The sequence below is a fragment of the Bacillus sp. TH22 genome (assembly GCF_016651015.1).
GTDB lineage: Bacteria > Bacillota > Bacilli > Bacillales > Bacillaceae_G > Bacillus_A > Bacillus_A mycoides.
In genome coordinates this window covers 4,239,098-4,262,021 of record NZ_JAEKER010000001.1, presented here as the reverse complement: position 1 = coordinate 4,262,021, position 22,924 = coordinate 4,239,098, and the positions used below count along the sequence as shown (strand labels likewise).

Annotated in this window: 21 protein-coding genes and 1 tRNA gene; 6 read left to right on the top strand and 16 right to left on the bottom strand. The window is 36.2% G+C overall.

The features are described 5' to 3' along the window. Window positions 1-20: 20 nt before the first annotated feature. The 10 genes from JFU18_RS21700 to JFU18_RS21655 form a co-directional block, all read right to left on the bottom strand. Window positions 21-2,375 carry a sugar phosphate nucleotidyltransferase gene (locus JFU18_RS21700; protein ID WP_002088642.1) on the bottom strand — a complete coding sequence of 785 codons (2,355 nt, stop codon included), beginning with the start codon at window positions 2,373-2,375 and terminating at the stop codon, window positions 21-23. Window positions 2,376-2,720: 345 nt separating this feature from the next. After that, window positions 2,721-3,377 (bottom strand): phosphate signaling complex protein PhoU, encoded by a 657-nt coding sequence (gene phoU / locus JFU18_RS21695; protein ID WP_002015145.1) that lies wholly within the window; start codon window positions 3,375-3,377, stop codon window positions 2,721-2,723. Window positions 3,378-3,538: 161 nt separating this feature from the next. After that, window positions 3,539-4,354 carry a phosphate ABC transporter ATP-binding protein gene (gene pstB / locus JFU18_RS21690; RefSeq protein ID WP_002088644.1) on the bottom strand — a complete coding sequence of 272 codons (816 nt, stop codon included), beginning with the start codon at window positions 4,352-4,354 and terminating at the stop codon, window positions 3,539-3,541. Window positions 4,355-4,382: 28 nt separating this feature from the next. Beyond that, window positions 4,383-5,249: a phosphate ABC transporter permease PstA gene (pstA, locus tag JFU18_RS21685; protein WP_002088645.1), complete on the bottom strand. Its 867-nt coding sequence runs from the start codon at window positions 5,247-5,249 to the stop codon at window positions 4,383-4,385. Between the two features lies 1 nt (window position 5,250). Next, on the bottom strand, window positions 5,251-6,201 hold the full coding sequence (gene pstC / locus JFU18_RS21680; RefSeq protein ID WP_002088646.1) for a phosphate ABC transporter permease subunit PstC: 951 nt from the start codon (window positions 6,199-6,201) through the stop codon (window positions 5,251-5,253). A 27-nt stretch (window positions 6,202-6,228) separates the two neighbouring features. Then, on the bottom strand, window positions 6,229-7,146 hold the full coding sequence (locus JFU18_RS21675) for a PstS family phosphate ABC transporter substrate-binding protein (RefSeq protein ID WP_063218895.1): 918 nt from the start codon (window positions 7,144-7,146) through the stop codon (window positions 6,229-6,231). A gap of 521 nt (window positions 7,147-7,667) precedes the next feature. Beyond that, a complete protein-coding gene (locus JFU18_RS21670) occupies window positions 7,668-9,794 on the bottom strand; it encodes a peptidoglycan D,D-transpeptidase FtsI family protein (RefSeq protein WP_201031790.1) in 2,127 nt (708 codons plus the stop codon). Window positions 9,795-9,903: 109 nt separating this feature from the next. Beyond that, window positions 9,904-11,181, bottom strand: coding sequence for an MFS transporter (locus tag JFU18_RS21665; protein WP_201031791.1), 1,278 nt, complete (start codon window positions 11,179-11,181; stop codon window positions 9,904-9,906). A gap of 122 nt (window positions 11,182-11,303) precedes the next feature. Further along, complete coding sequence (gene sodA, locus JFU18_RS21660) at window positions 11,304-11,915, bottom strand: superoxide dismutase [Mn] (RefSeq protein WP_001052029.1); 612 nt, start codon at window positions 11,913-11,915, stop codon at window positions 11,304-11,306. Between the two features lie 220 nt (window positions 11,916-12,135). After that, window positions 12,136-12,209, bottom strand: a tRNA-Ile gene (locus JFU18_RS21655). A gap of 239 nt (window positions 12,210-12,448) precedes the next feature. On the opposite strand from JFU18_RS21655, the gene JFU18_RS21650 reads away from it, so the two are divergent. The 3 genes from JFU18_RS21650 to ispG all read left to right on the top strand — a co-directional run bounded on the left by JFU18_RS21650 (window position 12,449) and on the right by ispG (window position 14,922). After that, complete coding sequence (locus JFU18_RS21650; RefSeq protein WP_002129119.1) at window positions 12,449-13,216, top strand: DUF1189 domain-containing protein; 768 nt, start codon at window positions 12,449-12,451, stop codon at window positions 13,214-13,216. Window positions 13,217-13,281: 65 nt separating this feature from the next. Then, complete coding sequence (locus JFU18_RS21645; protein ID WP_002129120.1) at window positions 13,282-13,647, top strand: hypothetical protein; 366 nt, start codon at window positions 13,282-13,284, stop codon at window positions 13,645-13,647. A 165-nt stretch (window positions 13,648-13,812) separates the two neighbouring features. Next, window positions 13,813-14,922 carry a flavodoxin-dependent (E)-4-hydroxy-3-methylbut-2-enyl-diphosphate synthase gene (ispG, locus tag JFU18_RS21640; protein ID WP_162208025.1) on the top strand — a complete coding sequence of 370 codons (1,110 nt, stop codon included), beginning with the start codon at window positions 13,813-13,815 and terminating at the stop codon, window positions 14,920-14,922. An 84-nt stretch (window positions 14,923-15,006) separates the two neighbouring features. Here ispG and JFU18_RS21635 read toward each other — a convergent pair whose 3' ends face one another. From JFU18_RS21635 to JFU18_RS21620, 4 genes are all read right to left on the bottom strand, one after another. Further along, window positions 15,007-15,420 carry a Fur family transcriptional regulator gene (locus JFU18_RS21635; RefSeq protein ID WP_002015164.1) on the bottom strand — a complete coding sequence of 138 codons (414 nt, stop codon included), beginning with the start codon at window positions 15,418-15,420 and terminating at the stop codon, window positions 15,007-15,009. A gap of 13 nt (window positions 15,421-15,433) precedes the next feature. After that, on the bottom strand, window positions 15,434-16,267 hold the full coding sequence (locus JFU18_RS21630; protein WP_201031792.1) for a metal ABC transporter permease: 834 nt from the start codon (window positions 16,265-16,267) through the stop codon (window positions 15,434-15,436). Continuing rightward, entirely contained in the window at window positions 16,267-17,037 is a 771-nt protein-coding gene (locus JFU18_RS21625; protein ID WP_002015167.1) for a metal ABC transporter ATP-binding protein, read from the bottom strand. The genes JFU18_RS21630 and JFU18_RS21625 overlap by 1 nt, the downstream gene beginning before the upstream one ends. Before the next feature lie 180 nt (window positions 17,038-17,217). Further along, the gene (locus tag JFU18_RS21620; RefSeq protein WP_002015168.1) at window positions 17,218-18,096 is read right to left on the bottom strand and encodes a YitT family protein; all 879 of its coding nucleotides are present in this window, start codon (window positions 18,094-18,096) and stop codon (window positions 17,218-17,220) included. A gap of 151 nt (window positions 18,097-18,247) precedes the next feature. Here JFU18_RS21620 and JFU18_RS21615 point away from each other — a divergent pair, with 151 nt between their 5' ends. Further along, complete coding sequence (locus tag JFU18_RS21615) at window positions 18,248-18,502, top strand: DUF2624 domain-containing protein (protein WP_002088657.1); 255 nt, start codon at window positions 18,248-18,250, stop codon at window positions 18,500-18,502. A 19-nt stretch (window positions 18,503-18,521) separates the two neighbouring features. Here JFU18_RS21615 and JFU18_RS21610 read toward each other — a convergent pair whose 3' ends face one another. Both JFU18_RS21610 and JFU18_RS21605 read right to left on the bottom strand, forming a co-directional pair. Further along, on the bottom strand, window positions 18,522-19,418 hold the full coding sequence (locus JFU18_RS21610; RefSeq protein ID WP_201031793.1) for a deoxyribonuclease IV: 897 nt from the start codon (window positions 19,416-19,418) through the stop codon (window positions 18,522-18,524). Window positions 19,419-19,669: 251 nt separating this feature from the next. Continuing rightward, a complete protein-coding gene (locus JFU18_RS21605; RefSeq protein ID WP_002015172.1) occupies window positions 19,670-20,980 on the bottom strand; it encodes a DEAD/DEAH box helicase in 1,311 nt (436 codons plus the stop codon). Between the two features lie 179 nt (window positions 20,981-21,159). Between JFU18_RS21605 and vrrA the strand changes: the two genes are divergently transcribed. Together vrrA and JFU18_RS21595 are read left to right on the top strand one after the other, a co-directional pair. Continuing rightward, a complete protein-coding gene (gene vrrA / locus JFU18_RS21600; RefSeq protein WP_063218892.1) occupies window positions 21,160-21,873 on the top strand; it encodes a VrrA/YqfQ family protein in 714 nt (237 codons plus the stop codon). 89 nt (window positions 21,874-21,962) lie between these two features. Next, the gene (locus JFU18_RS21595) at window positions 21,963-22,913 is read left to right on the top strand and encodes a 4-hydroxy-3-methylbut-2-enyl diphosphate reductase (protein WP_002015175.1); all 951 of its coding nucleotides are present in this window, start codon (window positions 21,963-21,965) and stop codon (window positions 22,911-22,913) included. Window positions 22,914-22,924: the final 11 nt, after the last annotated feature.

The following is a 22,924-nucleotide window of genomic DNA, read 5'->3' as shown; positions in this document are numbered from 1 at the left end:
CCACTTTTAAAATAAAAATTCTACACCTTTTGATATTGTCTAATTTTTTCTATAAGATTTTTCATGTTTTCCCTTGCTATTACTGGGTTTCTAGCATGCGAATACACTAAAAATTTCGGTTGTTTTGTGTCAGAAACGATATAAGACCACTCTTTTTCGGTATATTTGAACTGTACTCCTTCAAATATACCTTCTTCCTTTCTTTCCATATCAGCCAATAATTTCCTCATTACTTTCCCTTTTTCATTCCATGAACATACAACTTCATCACAAAGTAGATAGAGCGGAGGTGATTGCTCTACTATGCTGAGAAATGTTTTTCCCTGCAATGCTATTAGCTCGAATAATTTTCCAATTCGATATAAAATATCTCGCTTCCATCTCGCTTGAAACGACTTTTTTTCATCCTGCGTATAAAATAGAAGGTAACATTCTCCTAATTTCAAAGACATCGGGTAAATATTTCCTGCCGATTCAAGTAATAAATCTGGAATATCTACCTCTTCAAAATCTGTTCCCTGGTAAATATTACTATGATTATCATATAACTCGAAATAATTTCCTTGCTCTGAAAACATAAGTGCCATATTTGCTTTACTTGATTTCATCAAGGCTTTCACATGATGCTTTTGTTCGCCCGCATAAATCCATGTAACTGTGCATCCGAGCCTTTGCAAAAAAATCATAAGTAAATGTTGTAACATATCATTTCTCTTATTAATAAGAAGATGAAACTTCTGTTTTTGTATCGTTTCAATATCAATACGCTCTAACACAGCTTCTACATAATTATTTGCAGAAACGTGAACTAGCTTATTTCGCCCCAGTTCTTTCTCAGAAGCGTAATAAAACGACTCAGACATATATACTTGTTCTATCTCTTTTTGCTGCTTATACGTTAAAAACGAGCCCTCCTTGCCATACAGTTGTATAACAATCCCTCTTTCGCTTTCCACTTGAACGAAAACTCCACCTGCACATTGCAAATTATGAATGGCATACTGAAAAAGCGACTCATTCATTTCTTTACATTCCATCGTATGAATCCCGCTGCCATGAATGGCATGGAGGAATAAATTTTTAAAGGAAGTTGTTTCTATATTTTCCTGACTTCCAATCAATATACTCTCCCCTTTGGCAAAAAGAGATCCATAAGCCATTGCAACTTTCACAATAAATTGAGGAGTAATTTCAACATTACCCCTTCCTACAATTCGGCTTTTTTGTAACCATCCTGCACTCTTTTCACTCTCTTTAACACCGGCAGAACCTACTATCGAATGACTATCTATCTCCTTATATGGCCATATTTTTCCTTTTTGCTTAATTACTGTACTTTTCCCTATATGACAATGATCCGCTACAATACTTTTTTGAAAAAGTGTAACATCATCTTCGACCATTGTATGATCTCCTATTGTTGTTTCTAACAACTCACAATTTTTTCCTATATGAGAATTTGCAAAAATGATGCTTTTTTGCAAATGAGAATAACTTGAAACGATACTATTTTTCCCGATAATAGAGTACGGTTCAATTACAGCCCCTGCACCAATCATTGCTCCTTCTCCAATAAAAGAAGGGCCATGAATTTTCGTCCCTTTTCCTATCGTTACACCTTCTCCCATCCACACCATCGGTAATACTTCTGTATATGGAATAGGCACCTTCAACTTTTTCGTCAACAAATCGAATTGAGCTTGCCGATATTGATCAAATGTACCAATATCTAGCCAATAGTCTTCTGATAAATATGCAAATAAAGCATTTTTATTTGCCAATAAAGGAAACACATCATGACTGAAATCCGAAAATTCCATGGATGGTATGTAAGAAAAGATTTCTGGCTCCATTATATAAATACCTGTATTCACAATATTAGAAACTACCTCATTCCAGCTCGGCTTTTCTATATATCGTATAATTTCTTGTTCTTTATTCATTACAACTAAGCCAAATGAGAGTGGATTTTCTACTTCTTTCACAAACATCGTTACCATTCTCTTCTTCTGTTCATGAAATGCAATTCCTTCTGATAATTGAAAGTCAGTTAGTGCATCCCCACTAATAACAACAAATGTTTCATCTAAAAAACTTTCCGCTTGCTTAATACTCCCTGCTGTTCCAAGCGGAGGAGAATCTTCAAAATAATACAAGTTAACTCCCCACTTACTACCATCACCAAAGTATTGCTTAATGGCAGTACTCATATATTGAACTGTAATTGCAATTTCACGAATACCATGCTGACGTAATAATTCAATATTATATTCAAGAACTGGTTTTTCTAACAATGGTAACATCGGTTTTGGAGTATTACATGTTAATGGTCTAAGGCGTCTCCCTTTTCCTCCAGCTAAAATAACCCCCTTCATATACTTCAGCCTCCACTTATATAATGTTCAAGAACTCCGTATATCATTTACCCCACATTAACTGCAGTAAAAGTCCGGTTTGGTACGATCTAACAATCAGCGAGAGACAGCCCCACTAATTAAAGCCTCACTTTATAAATAAATGTACCTTTTAACTCCCACCAAAAAGAAAGCGCTTACCATTAACTTGGTAAAATAATTAATAACACGTAACTAACATATATGTACTTATTTTTCCATTAATTATGATACATCTTATCATCATAGACTAAAGGAAACAACGAGCTTTTTTTGTCATGTTTTGACTAAAAAAAGCAGGTGATTTCTCATCACCTACTTTTCCCCCTACTCATTCAATAAATAATGCTTTCCTTTTACTACATAAAATACATTCTCGGCAATATTTGTAACATGGTCTGCTACACGCTCAATATATCTTGCAACAAAGGATAGTTGTGTAATTTGTGTAATCGCTTCTGGTTGTCCAGGGATAGATGAAATAAATTCACGAATCGCCTTCCCATAAATTTCATCAACTGAATCATCCATTTCAGCAATTTGTTTAGCAAAAGTTAAATTTTCTTGCTCATATGCTTCTAATGCTAAATTTAACATCTTATGAGCAATCTCAAACATTTCCTCAAGATTATGTAAACTAACAACCACTTCTTTTTCACCAAGACGAATTGTTGATTTCGCAATATTAACAGCATGGTCTGCAATACGTTCTAAATCTGTCGCTGTTTTAATTGAAATGAAAATTCTTCTTAAATCACTTGCTACAGGCTGCTGCTTTGTAATAAGCATAAGCGCAAGGTCATTTATTTCCTCTTCTAAATTATCCATGCGATAATCCCCATCAATGACTTCTAACGCTTTCTCTACATCCCTGTTGTGAAGACCTTCCATAGCAATCAATAAAGCTCCACTTGCTAACTCACCAAGCTCGATCACCTTTTGCTGTAACGTTTTTAAATCACATTGAAACTGTTCTCTTACCATCATTTCTTCCCCCTCAATATTATGTGCCATTATATATAAATCCCCTACCCAGCCTCTTGTACGTTTATTAAGCCTTGAGAAAAGAGAAATATTACTCCCCTATTTAAAATGAGAAATGCCCTCTGTTAAGAGGGCATTTACTCTTAGCCTTGCTAGCGATATCAACCAAATCGTCCTGTAATGTAGTCTTCTGTACGCTTATCTGCAGGTGTTGTAAATAATTTGTTCGTATCTGTATATTCCACAACTTCTCCACTTAAGAAGAAAGCAGTTTTATCTGAAATTCGTGCTGCTTGTTGCATGTTGTGCGTTACGATAACAATACTAAAATCTTTCTTTAACTCCTGAATTAATTCTTCTACTTTTGATGTTGAAATTGGATCTAGCGCCGATGTTGGCTCATCCATTAAAATTACGTCTGGCTCAATCGCTAAGCAGCGTGCGATGCATAGACGTTGTTGCTGACCACCAGATAAACCGTATGCATTATCATGCAAACGATCTTTTAACTCATCCCAAATAGCTGCGCCGCGCAAGCTATTTTCAACAATTTCATCAAGTGTTTTTTTGTCACGAACACCATGGATTTTCGGACCATATGCTACATTTTCATAAATAGATTTTGGGAATGGATTTGGCTTTTGGAACACCATACCCACATGCGTACGTAATTCTTCAACTGGATATGATTTATCAAATATGTTTCGTTCTCTATATTCGATAACGCCCGTAGTTCGAACGATAGGCACTAACTCTACCATACGATTTAGCGTTTTTAAGTATGTTGATTTCCCACAACCACTTGGACCGATAATCGCTGTTACTTCATTCTCATGAATACTTAAGTTGATATCTTTTAAAGCATGGTCTTCTCCGTACCATAAATTTAAATTTTTCGTATCAAATACTATTTTTTTTGGTGCTGTCTCAATCTTTTTCTCATTTTTCACCTGTACATTTACTACTGTTGCTACCATTTGAATTCCCCTTTCATCCACTTCCAACTTATTTTCGATTTCGTAACCATAAGACAAATATATTTATAAAGAGCAACAATCCTAGCAAAACAATCATCCCAGCTGCTGCTACATACTGAAATTCTTCTTGTGGTCTACTCATCCAATTAAAAATTTGAATTGGTAAAACCGTAAATCTATCAAACATACTGAACGGAACATAATTTGCAAAGGCAAGTGCCCCAATAACTAATAATGGTGCTGCCTCACCAATTGCTCTCGATACCGCTAACGTACATCCCGTTACAATCCCTGGCAAAGCGACTGGCAATACAATTTGATACATCGTTTGCCATTTCGTAGCACCTAATCCGTAAGAAGCCTCTAGTAATGAGCTCGGCACAGTTCTAATCGCTTCTTGACTAGCTACAACAACAGTTGGTAAGACGAGTAAACTCATCGTCAGTGCCGCTGCCATTATGCTCTCTCCCAAATGGAGAGCGTATACGAAAATAGTTAACCCGAGTAAACCAAACACAACGGAAGGTACCCCTGCTAATGTTTGATTATTTAATTCAATTAACTTTTTAAAAACGGACTCCTTCGCATAATGCTCTAAATAAAGAGCTGTCCCGACTCCAAATATAAAAGAGACTGGTATAACAATGCTCATAAATAGTATTGTTCCTGACAAAGCAGCGACAATCCCAGCTTCTCTCGGATTACGTGAGGCGAAGTTTGTAAAGAAATCTATTGAAAGATAACTTATACCTTTTTCAAAAATTTGAAAAAGCAATATAAAAAGTATTACTACCGAAAACAAAATTGCTATATAAAACAAACACTTGTAAATCCGATCCTTTAAAAAACGCGATGCCATATTTTCTTGTATGTTCTTATGGTTTAACATTCGCATATTATGTCAACCTCCTAAAACGGCGCATAATATATTGCGAAATGATATTCATAATAAAAGTAAACATAAATAACGTTGCACCTACAGCATACATGCTGTAATAAGTAATCGTTCCGTGCGGAGCATCACCTAAACTCACTTGTACAATATAGGCTGTTAATGTTTGAATAGAATGAGTCGGATCTATCGATACATTAGGTGTTGATCCAGCTGCAATAACAACAATCATCGTTTCACCAATTGCCCTGGAAGCTGCTAATATAATCGCTGCCATTATGCCCGTAAAAGCCGATGGAAACACCACTTGTTTTACCATCTCAAAACGAGTTGCTCCTAGCGCTAATGAGGCTTCTTTAATTCCTTTCGCTACAGCTCTCATCGCATCTTCAGAGAGAGACGCAATCGTCGGTATCATCATAAACCCTATAACAATACCTGGACTAATAGCATTAAAAAACTGCAAATCTGGTATAACTCGTTGTAAAAGTGGTGTGACAACTGTTAACGCGAAAAAACCATATACAATTGTCGGGATGCCTGCTAGTAGCTCTAACAACGGTTTTAATATTTTCCGAGCGCCATTCGAAGCGTATTCGCTTAAAAACACGGCACAACCTAAACCAATAGGAATTGCTACGAACATGGCAATTGCTGTTACAAGGATTGTTCCACATATAAGTGGTAATATACCGAATTTTGGATCTTCAAAAAAAGGTAACCATTCCTTCTCTGTCAAAAAAGAATACAATGATATCTTTTGAAAAAACATGATTGTTTCATTTGCCAACGTAATAATAATTCCAAGTGTCGTTACAATGGAAACGCTAGCAATAGCTTTTAGTATTAACGGAACAATTCGATTGATTCGTTGCGTTTTTTTTCTTCTATTTGTATTTCTCTCAATCAAATGTTGTACAGAAAATGTAATTTGACTTTTGTCATTATGAGCCAAAGATGAAAACCCCTTTCCACCCTGACATTACCTTTTTATTTCTGTTAACATTCGCAGCTGTTCATTATATTTTTCTTTTGGTAATTTTACATATCCGACCTCTTCAGCAAGGCTTCCAACATGCTTAATCATAAACTCCATATAATTTGCTACATTAATTTTATTCCTGATAGATGCATGATTCACATACGTAAATAGCGGTCTAGATAATGGCTTATACGTACCCGACTGAATGGTCTCTTTCGTTGGAAATACACCATCCACCTGTATTGCTTTTACCTTATCTCGATTGGCCATATAATAAGCATATCCTACAAAAGCAATGGCATTTCTATCATTCATAACCCCTTGCATAATAACTTGATCGTCTTCAGACAAAGAAACCGTTTTTACAAGGCGATTATTTTGTAAGACAACATTTTGGAAATAATCATAAGTACCAGAGTCTACGCCTGGCGCATAAAATTTAACTTGTTCACGAGGCCATGATGAATGAATTTGTGACCATCGTTTCAATCTTCCATTTTCACTCCATAATAGACGTAACTCGTCTATCGTCATATTGTTTACCCACGTATTTTGACGATTCACAACAATCGTTAGACCGTCATAAGCAACCTCAAATGGTGTAAATTGAATGGATTTTTTCTGCATTGCATTTTCTTCTACCGGTTTCATCAATCTCGAAGCATTGTTTATATCTACTTCTCCTTTACTGAAACGATTAAATCCTCCCCCTGTCCCAGAAATACTAATAGAAATTTTCACGTTTGGATGGGCCTTTGTATATTCCTCTGCTACTGCCTCTATAATGGGGAAAACCGTTGAGGATCCATCAACTCTCACTTCTCCCATTTCATTTGTAGCGAATGCAGTAGACATATTAAAACAAAGGAAACATGTCGATAATGTCAAAACTTTAATCGATGCGCTCATCCATTTCACGTGTTCTTCCTCCTAGAAGTAACCGGAAATAACAGGATTACAGATATAAGAATACTGCTAAACTATTAATTCGGTTTTAATTATTTGTAAAAGTTTTGTAAAGTCCCACAAAAACAACTGTATACACATACTTTATTTTCACTTTTGTACTTTAGATGCAGGAAATTTTCTAATCATCCATAAAGCGAAACTTTAATCAGTGGGGGTTTTGTTCATCCCCACTGATTATTAGCCTTCACCAATCGGGCGTTTACGGGCAGCAGGGCTCCCACCTAACTTCTTTGCTCCAGCTGAATTTTGAGGTGGGAGTTTTACCGCCCTCAAACGCGGGATAAAACTGCTATCGCCTATCACACACAACAAACTTAGAGCGTATGCACTAATCTTGTTGTGTTCATCGTTTTTGAAACTACATGTTTTTTTCAATATTTTATGCTTGTCCACATTTACTAAACCATATGCGTAAGGCATAAAAAAAAGCACACTATCTTTTCAGATAGTGTGCTTTTTTTACAACTTTTTTATTCATCATCTTGATTTTTATTTTTTTTCGCTTTTTCATCTTGCGGAGCTTCACCAGTTAATGCTTGTTTTTTCAAATCAAAGTAAGCGTCCATTATTTCACGACTGATATATCCATTAATCCCTGTTTTATCATCATGTACCCATGGCACAACAACAGAAAATGCTACTTCTGGATCTTCGAGCGGGGCATAACCTACTAATGTTAAGTTATATGTTTCAACACGCTCACCCTTTGCATTTCTACCAATCTCTTTATCTCCGCCATATACAGTTTGAGCTGTACCTGTTTTCCCAGCGGCTTTATATGGTGCACCTGCAAAGTATTTTGTAGCTGTACCACCTGTATCGTTAAACACTTGTCTAAATCCTTCTTGAACACGTTTAATTTGTGATTCAGGCATATCAACACGATTTAATACTTTCGGTTCCATGGATTGAACCACTTTTCCAACTTCCTCTGGCTTCGCCGATGGCTGACGAATTTCCTTTACAACTTGTGGTTGCATACGGTATCCACCATTTGCAATCGTCGAAATATATTGCGCTAATTGAAGCGGTGTATACGTATCATACTGCCCGATTGATAAATCTAATAAGAAACCTGGTTGATTTCCTTTACCTATTTGACCAGCAGTTTCATTTGGCAAATCAATGCCTGTTTTCACACCAAGTCCAAACTGACCAAAATAGTAACGCATAGTATCGAACGCACTTTTCGGAATATCTAACGTACCGCCTCGTACATATGGAACCCCAGCGATATTCATCGCTGTTTTAAACATATAAACGTTTGAAGACTGTTTTAACGCTGTAAGGTCATTAATATACCCCATCTGTTTCCAAGATGACTTCGTAGGTGTCCCTTTTAATTTAATTGGTTCATCTAACTGTACAGATCCAGGTTGAATCGCACCAGTTTGATACCCCGTAAGTACTGTCGCACCTTTTACAGTTGAACCCATCGGATAAGAACTTGTCATCGTTCCTAATGCAAAATCCTCTACTTTCGTTTCGCCGTCTTTGTTCACTAATTGTTTCCCCGCCATAGATAAAACTTCACCATTTTTCGGGTTCATCATTACAACGAATGCACGGTCTAAAAGAGGTTCGCTCCCTTTAAAACTCATTAAGTTTTTTGTAAGAATTTCTTCTACGCGCTTTTGTAATTTCATATCAATCGTTAAATTCAGATCGTTACCTCGTTGTCCTTGTGACACATTAATAGTTTCTAAAATATTACCGTCTTTATCTGTAACATTTCTAACTTCAGCTTTTGTGCCGTGTAAACTATCTTCGTACTGTTGCTCAAGGTAACTTTTTCCTACGCGATCGTTACGATTATAATCACGAACAAGATAGTGATCTAATCTTTCTCTCGGTAACCCTTCATCAGAAGAAGTTACACCACCAAGTACACTTCGGAACATATCGTCATACTTATATTTTCGCTCCCAGTCAACATTTGTATCTACACCTGGTAATTTCGCTAAATTTTCACTAATAATCGCGTATTCTTCCGGTGTTGCATTTTTTTTAACGATTTGCGGCGTCATTGCATATCCGCTTTCCATCTTGCTTTTGATCGCCAATATTTCTAAATCTTTTGCTGACAATTGATTAATCTCTTCTTCTGTTACACGATTTCGTTGACGTTCATCTAGTTCTTTATCGTCAATTTTATTCACTTTAAACTCTTCACGATCTTTTTTTGTGATTTTTGCTTCTGCTTCTTCTTTATGTAAAGCAAGCCAATAATCTTTCTTATCGCGATCTGTTAACTTATCTGTTGGGACTTCAATTAAATCTGCTAACTTTTTCGCCGTCTCTAAGCGATCTGCTGCAGTTGATCCCTTCATTTTTGTAAATGTAATTGTACGAATAGGCTCATTATCTACGACCGCTTCTCCATTACGATCAAATATTTTCCCGCGTGGTACAGGATTACTTATCGTTGAGTTTTCTTTTTTCTCAACTTCATTTTTATATTCCTCACCACGAACAATTTGTACGTATCCAAGCCTTACAATAACCGCGGAGAACATTAAAAACACGCAAAAAAACAACACGTTTAACCGAAAAGGAACGTGGGTCTTTTTCTTTTGTTGTTTCTGCTTCTTGCTCATACAAACCCCCTCTACCAACAGCTATGTAATGTGAAAGGGACACCTTCATAAAGGTGCCCTCACTGCTGTCTTACATCTTTTTCTATTCTAGCATAAAACACGCGATAAGTTAACCTTCTGGTTCAGTTTGATTCTGCGTGCTTCCTTGCGCTACAACACTGGTTTTGTTCACATTCCCCTCATCATATTTGACATTTTTAACTGCAAAATAAATAAGAAAATGTCCAGCTCCTAAAATACATAGTAAGAAAGGTAAACTTTTTTCAGGCGGAAAAAATATGACAGCACATAAAAAACTTAAAATGGAACAAATTCTTCCGGCATTTAACCATAATTCCCTGACCACTATATATTCTACACGCCATTCTCTCGCCTGTTTTGCTCTACCAATTACATCGTATGTCATTGAGCCGTACGGAACGAGTAAAATCGGATATGCAACCGCAATACATGCTGCATAAATAAGTAATTTCGTATATGTAACATTAAAAATAACTAAAAATACGACCGCATATAAAATAATGCCACCAAGTAAAATTGCTTTTTTTCGCCATTCTTTCTTTAACATACGAGCAACTAAATAATAGCATACAAATGATACTGCAGAATTCACTAAACTATATTTCCCTAGTGCTAACTCGCTACCAGATGCTAAATAGACATATACCGAAATAACGAAAATAAACGTTCCCTCTCTCAAACCTTGGAAGAAATGAGCGCGCGTAATTCTTCCCCAGTTTTCATCAACTTGCCGCTCTTTCAATACTTGCACAATTTCATAGCGTCCTTCACATTCCCTCTTCGATAAAAAAAAGCTTAGAACGACTGCAACCGCAAATAGCATTAACGAGAGGAAGAAAACGATAGTATAACCACTCCATTTTTCCATACGTGAAATTGTATATCCTGCTGCTATCGGTCCAATCATTCCAGAGAACGATGTAAGAAGTCCTAGAAAACCGTTAAAAAAATCTCTTGTTTCTGGTTCTGTAATCTCAAATGTTAACAAGTTAAAAGCGAGCCAATAAAAACCATAACCAACTCCTAAAAGGGCTCCCATTAATAAAATATAGTGAGATGCACTTTTTCCCGCTACTAAAACGACGATAAAAAAAACAGCTAACGTGCCTACACCGATTCTCAATAAAATCGAGCGATCAATACGTTTCGCTAATTTCCCGCCCACAAGAAATGTTAGAGGCTGCAATACAACGCTGGCCAAATTATACAAGCCCAGATTCACATAATTTTGTGTTTGCTTCCATAAATAAATGTTTACAAACGTATTCGATAAAGAAATTGCGAGCGTGTATAAACCTCCTATAACGAGCAATAATACTAAATCCCGATTCACTTCAACATCACCGATTACATGTTTCCACTTCATACACAACTCTCCTTTACTTCATGTTCTAGTCTTCCAAAGACAAGCTCAATTATGTAAAAGGAGAACATAGAAAAAAGCTAGGAGAAAACCCCCTAGCTTTTTTCTAGCTGTATTAACTTTAATTATTTTGCTTCTTGGTAAAGTTTTTCAGCAACGTTCCAATCTACAACGTTCCAGAATGCACCGATGTAGTCAGGACGACGGTTTTGGTAATTTAAGTAGTAAGCATGCTCCCAAACATCTAAACCGATAACTGGAGTTTTACCTTCAGTTAGAGGAGAATCTTGGTTTGGAGTGCTTGTTACTTCTAACTCACCATTGTTTACTACTAACCAAGCCCAACCAGAACCGAAGCGAGTTGCGCCAGCTTTTGCGAATTCTGCTTTGAATGCATCGAAGCTACCGAATTTCGCTTCAATCGCAGTTGCAAGTTCGCCTACTGGTTGTCCCCCACCGTTTGGAGATAGGATTGTCCAGAAGAATGTATGGTTAGCATGTCCGCCACCATTGTTACGTACTGCTGTACGGATTGCTTCAGGTACTTCGTTTAAGTTTGCAACTAATTCTTCAACGCTTTTGTCAGCTAATTCTGCATGACCTTCTAAAGCAGCGTTTAAGTTTGTAATATACGTGTTGTGATGTTTTGTATGATGGATGTTCATTGTTTCTTTATCAAAGTGAGGTTCTAAAGCATCATACGCATAAGGTAAATTTGGTAATTCGTGTTTTGCCATTGTTATATTCCTCCCGGTTTATGTATTGTCACTTAAGTGACATACAACTTCATTCTACCCTAATTGCCATAGGGTGCAAACAAATAAATCGCTTTGTCTTGCTATCATTAAAGTAGCAAAATTCCCACTTCTTTTCAATTAAAATGCTCATATATTCCGAAAAAAAGCTTCCTTCTACAAGGAAGCTTCCTGCTGACATAATAAACATATGAAATGGATATGGACCCTGTAGGACTCGAACCTACGACCGGACGGTTATGAGCCGTCTGCTCTAACCAACTGAGCTAAGGGTCCACGATTATATATGTACCATTAAAAATAACTAAATTCCAATCGGATATATCGTTTGAAAAATGTAAGATAAATTTACCATATACGAAAGAAAAGTGTCAATTGTATTTTTCTCTACTAAAAGAAGTAAATTAATAAGAAGGAATTTAGTCCTCTCTACTATATGTAAATATAATATATCTTGAGCTTCTCTAGATTCGTACGTTACAATGATTTTATACATACATAAAGGAAGTGAATCTATGTCCATTTTTAAACAGCTAGCAAAAAGCGTATATTCGCCTAAAGATATGGCGCTTTTCCGTTTTCAAAAAATCGGTAAAACCATTTTGTATATTATGCTTCTTTGCCTAATCACTACTATTCCAAGAACTTTCTTGTACGGTAGCGTTATTCAAGATGGTGTTAACATGGTAAATAAAGTAATCGAAAAAGATTTACCTGATTTTAAAATTGAAAATGGCGAGCTAACAGCTGATATTGATCAACCTATCGAAAAAGAAGATGGAAATGCCCTTTTCGTATTTGATCCAAATTCAACAGACTTAGAAAAATATCAAAATAAAACAGGTTTATTTGTTTTAAAAGATAAAGTAGTCTCCATGGGGAATGGTCAAACACAAACATACTCCTATAATGACTTATTAGGCGCATCTCTTGAGAAAAAAGATTTACAAGATTTCATTTCGTTATTTGACAGTATTTATCCAATCTTATTATTCGTTATTGGGTTCTTACTGTACTTGTTCCAATTATTTATTACCTTTGTAGGAGTTACATTGCTTGCCTTCATCGGTTCTGCGATGAGCGGTCAACGCAAATTATCTTATAAACAAGTTTGGACATTAACTGCTTACAGCTACACAATTCCAACAATCTTCTTTATGATTATGGATTTATGCAAAATAAACGTACCTGGCGCAACATTCATTTACATTGCAGTTGTTTTAATCGTTCTATACTTAACAATTAAAGAAGTTCCAAAGCCGAAAGAAAAACAAGAACTATAAAAAAATGCCTAAATAGGCATTTTTTTTTTGGACAAGCATATATTCCTAGCAAAGGAGTGAAGGATATGAAGAGATTAGGTGTACTCTTATTCGTGCTTGTCCTCGGTTATATATTTTATTACGACATAAAAATCGGTACTTTACCGATGTTAAGTTCATACAAAAAAACATCTGCTGCCCAAACGATAAAAAAAGAAAATACAGATACAAAACAAAATAAAGAGAAAGAAACAGAAAAAGAAACGGATACAGCTTATAAAGCAATCGAAGTAAAAACTGGCGATACAGTTCTTTCTATTACAGAAGCGATTAATAAGAAAAAAATTCCTTCTATTGAAAAAGTAATTGATGATTTTAAGCAATTAAATAAAAATACATCTGCTACAAAAATCCAAGTTGGAAAGTCTTATAAATTCCCCTTATATCAATAAGCAATCACTTAATCCTTGTCAATTACATAAAGGCGCTGATACAATAGTAAAAGTGAAACCGAGTACTTTGGTTTCTATAGCCCTTTCTCACACATACTATCATTGATGTAAGGGACTAAAATAAGAAACTTCTTTTATAAGGAGAGCGATCAATTCGTGAATGAAATGACTCAACGCACAAAAACACGTCCAGTTAAAGTCGGTAATTTAACAATTGGCGGTAACAATGAATTAATTATACAAAGTATGACGACAACAAAAACGCATGATGTTGAGGCTACAGTTGCTGAAATTAAACGTTTAGAAGAAGCTGGCTGTCAAGTTGTTCGTGTTGCTGTTCCAGACGAACGCGCAGCAAATGCTATTGCTGATATTAAAAAACAAATCAACATTCCACTTGTTGCTGATATTCATTTTGATTATCGCCTTGCTTTAAAAGCAATTGAAGGTGGCATTGATAAAGTACGTATCAATCCAGGTAACATTGGACGTCGCCATAAAGTAGAAGCTGTTGTAAATGCAGCGAAAGAGCGTGGCATTCCAATCCGTATCGGTGTAAATGCCGGCTCATTAGAACGTCATATTTTAGAAAAGTATGGATATCCAACTGCTGATGGTATGGTCGAGAGCGCACTGCACCATATTAAAATTTTAGAGGACTTAGATTTCCACGATATTATCGTATCAATGAAAGCCTCTGATGTTAACTTAGCAATTGAAGCATACGAAAAAGCTGCTCGCGCTTTTGATTATCCATTACATTTAGGTATTACAGAATCAGGAACATTGTTTGCTGGGACTGTAAAAAGCGCCGCCGGTCTTGGAGCAATTTTAAGTAAAGGCATCGGAAATACACTTCGTATCTCTTTAAGCGCTGATCCAGTTGAAGAAGTAAAAGTTGCACGTGAACTATTAAAATCATTCGGTCTTGCATCTAATGCCGCAACACTTATTTCTTGTCCAACTTGTGGTCGTATTGAAATCGACCTAATTAGCATTGCTAATGAAGTCGAAGAATACATCTCTACACTTAAAGTTCCAATTAAGGTTGCAGTACTCGGCTGTGCCGTAAACGGTCCTGGTGAAGCTCGTGAAGCTGACATCGGTATTGCCGGTGCACGCGGAGAAGGTTTATTATTCCGTAAAGGGCAAGTCGTTCGTAAAGTACCAGAAGAAACAATGGTAGAAGAACTGAAAAAAGAAATTGATGTAATCGCTGCTGAAATGGCTGCCGAACGAGAAAAAGAAAAAGAAAAAGAAAAACAAGAACAATAAAAAGAAGGTTGCCACAATTTTTGTGAGCAACCTTTTTTTACATTCAAATTAAAAACTCGTCAGTTATATAACTGACGAGCCCTCTCATTTTGCACATTTTGGGCAACGACCATATATTTCGAACTTATGCCCCGTTACCTCATAACCTTTAAAATCTTTATTCATAAAATCCATCGGGCAGGAATTAATCTCTTTCGTACCACCACAATCTAAACAAATGAAATGATGATGATGTTCCATAATGGAGCATGTAAAACGGAAATGCTTTTCACCATTTAATTCCGTTTGCTCTAAAACACCGACTTCAGCAAAAACCGTTAAGTTACGATAAATCGTATCAAAACTAAGTCCTGGATAATCACCCTTCATATGCTCTAAAACATCTTTCGCAGTTAAATAACGATTATGAGCTGCGAATAATCTCAGCATCTCTTCCCTTTTCCCTGTATGTTTGTATCCCTTTTCCTTCATTAGGCGTAAAGCTTCTGTTAGATTCATACCTATCCCTACTTTATGCAGTTTTTTTCTTCTTCCATAAAATTGCACCAATTAAAATAAGAACCGCTATCATAACAATTGTACCACCTGGAGCTAAATCAAGTTGATACGAAGCAAACATTCCACCAATTACTGCAATTTCACCAAATAAAATGGAAAAGAAAATTGTTTGTTTAAATCCTTTTGCAATACGAATACTTGCTGCAACTGGTAACGTCATTAAAGATGATACGAGAAGAACACCTACAACACGCATTGATACCGCAATTACAAGAGCAACTAATATAATGAAGATAAAGTGAATCCACTTTGCACTTAAACCGGTTGATACAGCGTATTCCTCATCAAATGATAGTAAAAACAACTCTTTGTATAATAAAACAATCGTCGCAATAACAACAATTGCTACTATACTAATAATAATTAAATCCGCACTTGTTACAGCACTTACACTACCAAATAAATAACTAAATAAATCCGTATTGAATCCATTAGCAAGTGAGATGAAGATAACTCCAATCCCCATCCCTGCTGAAAGTATAATCGGGATTGCTAACTCTTGATAATGTTTATATACAGTACGTAATTTTTCAATTAGCAATGCTCCACCGATTGAAAAAAACATCCCCATATATAAAGGGTTTAAAAACCCACCGGTAAAGATTGTCTTTTCAAGTAATAAACTCGCTGCAATTCCTGATAACGTCACATGACTTAATGCATCCGCAATAAGCGACATGCGGCGAATTACAACGAACACGCCGATAAGTGGTGCGACAAGCCCTATTAAAATACCAGCGTATAAGGAATTACGTAAAAAATCATATTGTAAAAAATCCTGTATCATTATATCCTCCCGTGATGCCCATGTTCATGTTCTAAGCGATGAACATGATGTCCATATAAAATCGACATTTCTGCATCTTCTAACTCTCGGAATTTCTCTACATTCCCATGGAAATGTAAATGCTGATTCAAACATGCAACATGCGTCACCTTCTCTGTTACAGCACCCATATCGTGCGTAACAAGAATTAACGTAATTCCCAATCTTTTGTTTAAATCCTCTAGTATCTCATAAAAACTTGCCACATTCTTCACATCAATCCCAACAGTAGGCTCGTCCAAAATAAGCAATTCCGGATCACTTACAAGTGCACGAGCAATAAATACACGCTGTTGTTGTCCACCAGAAAGTTCTCCAATGTTGCGACCTCGAAATTCGCTCATACCTACATCAGCAATCGCTTTTTCTACTTTCGCATTATCGTCTTTCGTAAAAAAGCGAAAAAGCCCTTTTTTCGAAACGAGCCCCATTGAAACAACCTCGAAAACAGTTGCCGGGAAACCTGAGTTAAAGCTACTTGCCTTTTGGGATACATAACCAACTTTATTCCACTCTTTAAATTTCTTACTATCAATGCCAAACAATCTAATACTTCCTTGCTTTGGTTTTAAAACACCCAATAAGCATTTAAGTAAAGTCGATTTCCCTGAACCATTCGGTCCAACTAAACCTAAAAAAGCTCCCTTCGGAACTTGCAAATTAATATCTTCTAACACGTTGCGATCTTCATACCGAAACGTTAATCCTTCTATTTCCAATATATTATTCATAGCATCTCACCTATTTTAATTCAGAATGATTCCGATTTATCTCTATTTGAATTATAGTACAGCTTATTATAGTTGTAAACCAATCTGCCTAAAATATATTCTTTATTTCAAGAAACCTTATTATTATAACAAAAAGCAGAGAATAATTCTCTGCTTTCAAAAGATATTACAATTAACTTTTTAGTGAATTGCTGATTTAAACTTACCACCATTTGTCTCTTGTGTATTCATAATCGTAACAAATGCGTTTTCATCAATTTCATGCACAATTGATTTTAACTTCGTCACTTCCAGACGTGTTACAACTGCATAAATAACTTCTTTTTCTTTATCTGTATAGCCACCTTTAGCAACAAGTTTTGTTGTTCCACGACCAAGGCGGTGTAAAATCGCATTTGATACTTCCTCATATTGATCCGATACTATTAAAACTGCTTTCGTTTCGTCTAATCCTTGAATTACCGTATCAATTGTTTTGAATGCGATATAGTACGTCATAACAGAATACATCGCTTGTTCGACACCAAAAACAAATGCTGCCCATGCAAAAATGAATAAGTTCACAAACATTACGAATTCACCAACAGAAAACGGTAATTTCTTCGTTAATAGAATTCCCATAATCTCGGTCCCGTCTAACGATCCACCATGACGAATAACAAGTCCTACACCAATCCCTAAAATAAGACCGCCGAAAACTGTTGCTAAAATCGGCTCTGTTGTAAATGGCGGGATAGCATGCAACGTTGATTCAATAAATGCTAAAGCTACAATTCCAAATGCTGAAGATAACATGAATGTTTTTCCAATTTGCTTATACCCGGAGTACATAAAAGGAATGTTGAGGATAACAACTAAAGTAGAAAAGCTTAACCACCAAATATTAGGAGTAAGATAATCTAATATAAGAGAAATACCAATAATTCCACCATCAATAATTTTATTTGGCATTAAAAACAGTTCAATCGCTACCGCCGCACACGCTGCCCCAAAGACAATCATAACTAAACGATATACAAGATGAATAACACTTTCTTTTCGATGTTGCTTTTTTTCCATAAGTCCTCCTTATAGTCTTTATCTATAGTTTTGTTCTTATATTATAACATAAGCTTCTTTTCCCCATTGAAAAAATGCACCTTGATACGAATATGTACAAGCTATGCGTACATATATTTCGATAGAAGAACGTGTGAAGGAGGACAACACGATGAACCTCATTAAACAAATTGTGAACAAAAAATTAAATCATATTTCTACAAAAGAACTATTGAAATATAGTAAAGAATACGAAGTTCCAATCACAACTGCACAAGCTGATAAAATCGTTTTACTTATGAAAGGGAAAAACATTAACATTTACGATAATACCGAGCGACTAGATTTGTTAAAACAAATCGCTAAAGTAACTACTCCTGCCACTGCCCAACAAGTAAATATTTTATTTCAGCAGCTATTAAAATAAGGAGGGGAAAATCCCCTCCTTATTGTGCTTTAATTTTTTCAAGAATTCCTTCATCAAAAGTACCATTTTTCAGCATTTCGATTTCTAATTTATATGGTGGCTTCTTATCTTTTTTATCTTCACCTACATACGGTGTTTCAAGAATTTTTGGTACGTGCGTAAGTTGTGGGTGATGCACAATGTGATGCAATGCCTTATAACCAATATGACCAAAACCAATATTCTCATGACGGTCTTTTCCAGCTCCGCGTACATTTTTGCTATCGTTAATATGAAGTACTTGTAAACGATTTATCCCAACAATTTTATCAAATTCGTTTAACACACCGTCAAAATCATTTACAAGGTCATAACCTGCATCATGCGTATGACACGTATCAAAACATACAGATAGTTTTTCATTATATTTCACACCATCAATAATTTTCGCAATTTCTTCAAAGCTACGACCGCATTCCGTTCCTTTTCCTGCCATCGTTTCTAACGCAATGTTAACCGTCTGCTCTGGCGTTAATACTTCATTAAGCCCTTTAATAATTTGTTGAATACCAGCATCCGCTCCTGCACCAACGTGCGCACCTGGGTGAAGAACGATTTGTTTCGCTACACCTAATGCCGATGTTCTTTCAATTTCCATGCGAAGGAAGTCTACACCTAATTGGAACGTCTCAGGTTTCGTCGTATTCCCAAGATTAATAATATATGGCGCATGTACGATAATTTCCTCAATACCGTTTAGTTCCATATTTTTTCTTCCCGCTTCTATGTTCAATTCTTCAATTGGTTTTCTTCGTGTATTTTGCGGTGCACCTGTATAAATCATAAACGTCGTTGCACCGTATGAAACAGCCTCTTCACTTGCTGCTAATAACATTTTCTTACCACTCATAGAAACATGAGATCCAATCTTTAACATACAATCACCTCTTCAATATACAATAGATATAATGATAGCATAATTTGTAGAAATATGTAGCGAATTGTTTGTTCACACAAAAGGCACTACATAAATTAAACGGACTATTCGAACAATCTGAACTCTATACTTAAATTAACCCAATAAAGCGAAACTTTAGTCAACGTTTTTTCTACCCCTCACTAATTATTAGTCTACATTAATCGACTTTCTCTCAAGCAGTGAGATAAAAAAAAGATAAGGGAAATCCCTTATCTTTTTTTATTGCTATATTTTTTCTTCACTTTGTCACGTTCTGTTGCAAGTTTTCGTTTATAGTTTGGTTTTACTTTTTTCGGCTTCTTAACAACTTTTGTTGCCATAACATCTAGTCCATCACTTGGTTTTTTACGGCTCTTACGACGACGACGGTCACCTAAATCCGCCCATTCATCTCCGCGTAAATCTACATGTTTAAACTCGATATGACGTTGTTTTTCCAAACTATCTAACGCTTCTTCATTTGCTGGATCATAAATCGTCACTGCAATACCTGAATGACCCGCACGTGCAGTTCTTCCAACACGGTGAACGAAGAAATCTAAATCTGGTGGAAGTTCATAGTTAATAACATGGCTAATTCCTTCGATATCAATACCGCGTGCCGCCAAATCTGTTGCGACAATGTATTGGAACTCTAAATCACGAACTTGTTTCATCATTTTTCTACGATCACGTGGTGATAAATCACCGTGTATACGCCCTACTTTTAATCCACGTTCTGCTAATCCATCGGCTACTTCGTCAGCCTTCTTCTTTGTGTTTGTAAAGACAATTGCTAAATATGGTTTAAATTGAAGTAGCATATTTTTCACTAATTCAGTTTTATTACGGTGTCTTGAAGGCACAAGGTAATGATCAATATTTCCTGCTGCAACTTGCTTCGGATTAATATGAATATGTTCTGGATTCTCCATATATTTCTTCAAAAATGGTTTTAATTTTTGAGGAATTGTTGCAGAGAAAACTAACATTTGCAGATTTTTAGGCATACGTGCCGCAATTTTATCTACATCTTGAATGAATCCCATATCAAGCATTAAGTCCGCTTCATCGACAATAATAGTATCCGCTTTATAAACAAATAGCGCCTTTTCTTCTACTAAATCTTTAATACGCCCTGGCGTTCCAACTACAATATGAGGTTGTTTTTTCAACTTTTCAATTGATCGTTGTTTATCAGTTCCACCAATTAAACAGCGTGCTGTAATCATTTGATCTTCTGCACAGAACTTTGTTAGTTTCACAATTTCTTCGTAAATTTGTTGTGCTAACTCACGAGTAGGCGCTGTAATAACAAGTTGTACCTCTTCACGACTTGCATCAATTCTGTTTAATGTAGGAAGTAAGTATGCATGTGTTTTCCCAGAACCAGTTTGGGATTGTCCAATTATACTCACACCTTTTTTCACGACCGGGAAAATTTTCTTTTGAATTCCTGTTGGCTCTGTAAAGCGTAGTTCACGAACTGCATCTATTAAAAATGGTTTAAAATCATACTGTGTAAAAGTTTGTAGTGTCATAAGTTACACCTTCTTTCTAAAATTTCTACTGCGCACAAATCAGTCAAGTCTACATTATATCGAAATCTACAAGTAAAATCCATCTTTAGTTTAGGTTTTTATCTCAAAAACTAACCTTCTTTCCTTCCATTGCATATTGTATGTGTATATACCTAACTGAAGAAAGGAGGATTTCCCACATGTTTCCGAAATCCCCTATAAGACAAATGTATCCGAATCGAGGACAACAATCTTACACACCATATCCGATTCCACAACTACCACCGATGGCTCAAAAAAAGAAAGGTTTCCTTGCTAAACTCTTTAAAAAACACGATCCAACCGAACCTTTCATGCAAATGGTCCCTCCTTATCGACAAATGGAAGGGCCACCGATGATGCACCAACAACCGCCGCCCCAATATCAACAGCAACAGCCATACCAACAACAATATACACAACAATATCAGCCATACATGCAGCAATATCCAGAGCAGATGATACCACCTCAAATGTATGAATCAAATGATACACGTGGTGCTGCGTCAGCTACAACTGCAGCGGCATCTAGCAGCGGCATCGGTAGTTTTTTTTCAAATTTAATTTCGAACCCAACTAATATGATAAATAATATCGAAAAAGTATCTCAAGTCGTGCAATCTGTCGGTCCTGTTGTCGAACAGTACGGTCCCATTATGCGTAGTCTACCAAGCATTGTTAAAATCCTCACCTCTGGAAAAAGTACGGAAGAAAATCAAACTGAAGATGCAACAGAACAGGTTGAGGTAGCAACTCCACCTCCTCCACCTCCAAAAAGGAAACGAAAAAAAATAGTGCTTGAACCGGTAATAGAAAAAGAGGTTCCGAAAGAACCCGTTCAACAATCAGTAACAAAACCAAAACTATATGTGTAACAATCCTTTGTTTTCTATCCACTCCTCCTTTATAATGTAATGGACTATGCACAAAAGTATCCCTTGTTTAGAAGGAGAGGATTACTCACATGAAGATTGTTAAAATTTCCCCTCGTGGTTATTGCTATGGTGTTGTTGACGCAATGGTTATTGCACGTAATGCCGCATTAGATAAATCATTACCGAGACCCATTTATATTTTAGGTATGATTGTTCACAATAAGCATGTCACAGATGCTTTCGAAGAGGATGGCATCATTACATTAGACGGTCCAAGTCGATTAGAAATTTTAGATAAAATCGATTCTGGTACTGTTATTTTCACTGCACACGGTGTTTCTCCAGAAGTTAAACAACGTGCAAAAGAAAAAGGTTTAACGACAATTGATGCAACTTGTCCAGATGTTACAAAAACACATGACCTTATCGAAGCAAAGAAAGCTGAAGGATACCATGTCATTTATATCGGCAAAAAAAATCATCCAGAACCAGAAGGCGCAGTTGGTATCGCACCTGATATCGTTCATCTTATCGAAAAAGCTGATGATTTAAAAACACTAGAAATTCCAACGGATAAAATTTTAGTTACGAATCAAACAACAATGAGTCAATGGGATGTTCAACATTTAATGGAGGACATTCAGAAAAAATTCCCAACAGCAGAATTCCACAAGGAAATTTGTTTAGCAACTCAAGTTCGCCAAGAAGCTGTCGCTAAACAAGCTGATGTTGCAGATTTAACAATTGTTGTCGGTGATCCGAAAAGTAACAACTCAAACCGTTTAGCACAAGTATCACAAGAAATCGCTGGTACGACAGCATACCGCGTTGCAGACGTAAGTGAAATCCAATTAGAATGGCTACAAGGTGTAGAAAACGTAGCTGTTACAGCAGGTGCTTCTACTCCAACGCCAATTACAAAAGAAGTTATTGCTTTCTTAGATCAATATGACCCAATGAATCCAGCTACATGGGACAGAATTCGAAAAGTACCACTTCAAAAGATACTACCTCGTGTAAAAGTGAAAAAAGAACAATAATAAAAACCGTT

Bases quoted from the DNA above. Each gene is read 5' to 3' on its own strand.
- JFU18_RS21635 (WP_002015164.1), bottom strand. From the start codon at position 15,420: ATGAATCTAACAGAAGCTTTACGCCTAATGAAGGAAAAGGGATACAAA.
- JFU18_RS21620 (WP_002015168.1), bottom strand. From the start codon at position 18,096: ATGGAAAAAAAGCAACATCGAAAAGAAAGTGTTATTCATCTTGTATAT.
- JFU18_RS21615 (WP_002088657.1), top strand. From the start codon at position 18,248: ATGAACCTCATTAAACAAATTGTGAACAAAAAATTAAATCATATTTCT.
- ispG (WP_162208025.1), top strand. From the start codon at position 13,813: ATGACTCAACGCACAAAAACACGTCCAGTTAAAGTCGGTAATTTAACA.
- pstA (WP_002088645.1), bottom strand. From the start codon at position 5,249: ATGCGAATGTTAAACCATAAGAACATACAAGAAAATATGGCATCGCGT.
- JFU18_RS21605 (WP_002015172.1), bottom strand. From the start codon at position 20,980: ATGACACTACAAACTTTTACACAGTATGATTTTAAACCATTTTTAATA.
- sodA (WP_001052029.1), bottom strand. From the start codon at position 11,915: ATGGCAAAACACGAATTACCAAATTTACCTTATGCGTATGATGCTTTA.
- JFU18_RS21595 (WP_002015175.1), top strand. From the start codon at position 21,963: ATGAAGATTGTTAAAATTTCCCCTCGTGGTTATTGCTATGGTGTTGTT.
- JFU18_RS21625 (WP_002015167.1), bottom strand. From the start codon at position 17,037: ATGAATAATATATTGGAAATAGAAGGATTAACGTTTCGGTATGAAGAT.
- JFU18_RS21700 (WP_002088642.1), bottom strand. From the start codon at position 2,375: ATGAAGGGGGTTATTTTAGCTGGAGGAAAAGGGAGACGCCTTAGACCA.
- phoU (WP_002015145.1), bottom strand. From the start codon at position 3,377: ATGGTAAGAGAACAGTTTCAATGTGATTTAAAAACGTTACAGCAAAAG.
- JFU18_RS21630 (WP_201031792.1), bottom strand. From the start codon at position 16,267: ATGATACAGGATTTTTTACAATATGATTTTTTACGTAATTCCTTATAC.
- pstB (WP_002088644.1), bottom strand. From the start codon at position 4,354: ATGGTAGCAACAGTAGTAAATGTACAGGTGAAAAATGAGAAAAAGATT.
- JFU18_RS21665 (WP_201031791.1), bottom strand. From the start codon at position 11,181: ATGAAGTGGAAACATGTAATCGGTGATGTTGAAGTGAATCGGGATTTA.
- JFU18_RS21610 (WP_201031793.1), bottom strand. From the start codon at position 19,418: ATGTTAAAGATTGGATCTCATGTTTCTATGAGTGGTAAGAAAATGTTA.
- JFU18_RS21670 (WP_201031790.1), bottom strand. From the start codon at position 9,794: ATGAGCAAGAAGCAGAAACAACAAAAGAAAAAGACCCACGTTCCTTTT.
- JFU18_RS21645 (WP_002129120.1), top strand. From the start codon at position 13,282: ATGAAGAGATTAGGTGTACTCTTATTCGTGCTTGTCCTCGGTTATATA.
- JFU18_RS21650 (WP_002129119.1), top strand. From the start codon at position 12,449: ATGTCCATTTTTAAACAGCTAGCAAAAAGCGTATATTCGCCTAAAGAT.
- vrrA (WP_063218892.1), top strand. From the start codon at position 21,160: ATGTTTCCGAAATCCCCTATAAGACAAATGTATCCGAATCGAGGACAA.